Raw genomic sequence first — 3,423 nt, 5'->3', positions numbered from 1 at the left:
TTTCGACTTCGAGGGTGATCCCTTCGTTGGAGACGGAGGTCTTGAGTTTCTATTCGGATATCTTTACGGCGAGGCCGATGGTAACCGCCGGTACGTGGGCGATTGGGCCTCTACGAGGCAGGAGGAGAGAGTCGCTTTCGAACGCTTCATTGATTTCGTGACCGAGCGAAAGAAGATCTACCCTGACTTACACATCTACCATTTCGCCCCATACGAGCCTGCAGCATTAAAGCGTCTGATGGGGCGCTACGCCACGCGCGAAAACGATTTGGACAATCTTCTGCGGGCGGAAACGTTCGTCGATCTCTATTCGGTGGTGCGTCACGCCATTCGCGCGAGTGTCGAGAGCTATTCGATCAAGAAGCTCGAACCCCTGTATTCGTTTACACGCAGCGTACCTCTGGAGGATATCTCGGCCGTGCTTGCAAGGACTCAAGCACGGCTAGAGGTAGCGGATCATGCCGGCATTCCGGAGGAGGATAAGACCGCTATCAAGGGCTATAATCGTGACGATTGCGTTTCGACAGAGGGTCTTCGCAATTGGCTTGAAGTCCTTCGAGGGAGGCTTGTCGCGGGCGGCACGGCGATTGCTCGACCGGTGCCAGCGGCGGCGGAAATCAGCCCAGAACTCGACGCCTGGCAGAAGAGGGTTGCTGCCGTGGGCGCACGCCTGATCGAAGGGGTACCAGATGACGCAGACGAACGCACGGCAGAACAAAAAGCTCGGTGGCTTCTCGCGTCGCTACTGGATTGGCATGGTCGTGAGAAGAAAGCAGTTTGGTGGGAGTACTTCCGGCTGAGGGACCTATCGGCTGAAGACCTTCTGCATGAGCGAGACGGATTGGCTGGGCTTGAGTTTCTGGGAACGGTAGGCGGTACACCCAAAGCACCGATCCACCGCTACAAATTCGAGCTTCAGGACACGGACATCCGTTCAAAGGATGAGCTGATGAGCCTCGGCGGCGAGAAATTTGGAAAGGTGGTCGCAATCTCCCTGGATGAGCGCACGATCGACGTGAAGAAGCGCAAAGACACGGCGACTTTTCATCCCGAGGCCGTTTTCGCCCACAGCCTCGTAGGAACTCAGATTCTCGCAGACTCGGTGATGCGGCTTGGTGAGTATGTGGCCGACAACGGAATGGAATGTGATACGGAGCATCGCGCTGCCCGCGATTTGCTGATGGCAGTGGCACCACGCCTTCGCGACCAAAACTTTCAGCAGTCCGGCGAATCCACCCTGGAGGCAGCGATCCGTGTCGGCCTCAATCTCGATCGCAGCGTCTTCCCGGTGCAAGGACCTCCGGGCGCGGGCAAGACTTTCACGGGCGCTCGGATGATTTGCGCTCTAGCGAAGCACGGTAAAAGCGTGGGCGTGACCGCCAATAGCCATAAGGTAATTCGGAACCTTCTCGATGAAGTCGTCAACGCTGCGAACCAGCAGGGTCAGAGAATCCAGTGCATTCAAAGCGTTCCGGAAAAAGAAGATGACTTACCGGGTTTGAGGTTTACGACAGACAACGCAGCATTTCTGAGAGCTCTTGGCACAGACGCTGACGTTGGGGGTGATACTGCTTGGTTCTGGGCTAGACCGGATGCATCGCGCTGCGTCGACGTACTTTTCATCGACGAAGCCGCCCAGATGTCGCTCGCGAATGTTTTGGCCGTGTCGCAAGCCGCGAACAGCGTCGTCCTGTTGGGTGATCCCCGGCAGCTCGAGCAGCCAATTCGGGGAAGCCATCCGGATGGCGCAGACGTTTCGGCTTTGGACCATGTACTCGGCAGTCATGCGACGGTGCCGCCGGACAGGGGTCTTTTCCTTGAAGAGACGTGGCGGCTGCACCCTCTGATCTGCGCATTTAACTCAGAACTGTTTTACGAGGGCCGCCTGCATTCCCGTGCTGGTTTGGGGAATCAGGAAATCCGGTCCAAAGGACGCCTCGATGGCTCTGGCCTCCGTTATTTGCCCGTGCAGCACACAGGCAACCAAAATTGCTCGAAAGAGGAGTCCGCTGAAATCCAGGAGCTAATTGCCGACATTATGAACGGTTCTACCAGCTGGGTCGATAGAGAGGGCGTCGAACGTCCTATTGAGCTGAAGGACATCCTGATCATCGCCCCGTACAACGCTCAAGTCTGCGAGCTCCAGGAACGATTGCCTGCTGGTGCTCGTATCGGAACAGTGGACAAGTTTCAGGGGCAGGAAGCTCCAATAGTCATCTATTCCATGACGACCTCTAGTCACTCCGATGCACCGCGCGGGATGGAATTTCTCTACAGCGCAAATCGCCTAAACGTCGCTACATCGCGAGCGAAATGTATTTGTGTGGTCGTTGCATCACCCCGTCTGTTCGAGGCTGAATGTCGAACCCCGAGGCAGATGCAGCTTGCCAACGCGTTCTGCCGGTATCTAGAGTTAGCTATTCAGCTCTAAGTTTTCATTTCAAGACGAACCATCAGGACGATCGTAGATGGAGCAAGTTGAGTTAAAGGCCAAACGCGTCTGGCTTAAGGCTTTTTGGGGCTTCGATCCCGGCGAAGATGGCTATCTGGGTTTCACGTTAGAGTCAGACCGCGACCGGCTAATCGCGCAATGGCAACCCGGTGACTTAGTTCTCATCTATGGGGCCGCCTCCGAAGAGACGGCAAGGGAGAACCGCAGGCAAGCGCTGGGCTTTCTCGAAATCGATCCAATAGCTACGAGTGATGTAGCTCGTTCATCGGCCCTCGCTATGAAACGCAAGATCGATCGCGGCTATCGCGACCGCTGGACTTACGCCGTTCCGGTTAAGCGGGCGTGGCGCGTCGAACGGCGGATTGAAGTTAAATATGTTGCCCCTGACACATACGATCGTAGTGCGGGTCGTATCATCGCAAAACAGGGGAAGTTGATTACTGACGACGAAGTGGTGCGAGCTCTCGCACTTCCAGTTCGAGCAGTTTCGGTTTTCGGCGAGCCTCCCGTCGAAAATGGAGAAGAGATTGAGACGATGTCGGATGCCTACCATCCGTCTCGAGGTATTGCTCCTACCTTTGGTCCACGCGAGATCGAAATTGTTGACGGTCCTTGTTACCTCTACATGCACGTTTTTGAAGGCGATCTGCCAAGCATGCTCGGGCGAAGTCCGGCATCTCTTTCTGACAAAATAGTCGTGAAAATCGGATACTCCAATGATCCTACGAGAAGATGCGGAGAGCTAAACTTGGGTATACCACCTGCGGCACGAAGCAGGTGGAGAGAGGAATTGAAGTCGCGTCCGTTCAAGGGCGCATCCGAAGCCAAGGCCGCTGAGGACCAACTAAAGGCTTCCTTCGATCGCTCATTCGAAAGCCTCGGCGGAGAGTTCTTTCTGGGCCGAAGAGAGGACATGTCATCTAAGTTTATCTCGGCGTGCGCAGCTGCCGCGTTCACAATCAAAGCTTAAA

General features: G+C 55.5%; 2 protein-coding genes. Both read left to right on the top strand.

Annotated elements, in window-relative coordinates; genetic code table 11:
• On the top strand, window positions 1-2,431 hold a 2,431-nt coding region (locus AC630_RS41655; RefSeq protein ID WP_074124228.1), incomplete at its 5' end, for a bifunctional RecB family nuclease/DEAD/DEAH box helicase.
• Between the two features lie 37 nt (window positions 2,432-2,468).
• Window positions 2,469-3,422 carry a hypothetical protein gene (locus tag AC630_RS41650; protein ID WP_074124227.1) on the top strand — a complete coding sequence of 318 codons (954 nt, stop codon included), beginning with the start codon at window positions 2,469-2,471 and terminating at the stop codon, window positions 3,420-3,422.
• The last annotated feature ends 1 nt before the right edge of the window (window position 3,423 follow it).

Source organism: Bradyrhizobium sp. AS23.2 (genome assembly GCF_001908185.1).
GTDB lineage: Bacteria > Pseudomonadota > Alphaproteobacteria > Rhizobiales > Xanthobacteraceae > Bradyrhizobium.
The sequence above is the reverse complement of the archived record's forward strand: the minus strand, read 5'-3'. Positions and strand labels throughout refer to the sequence as shown.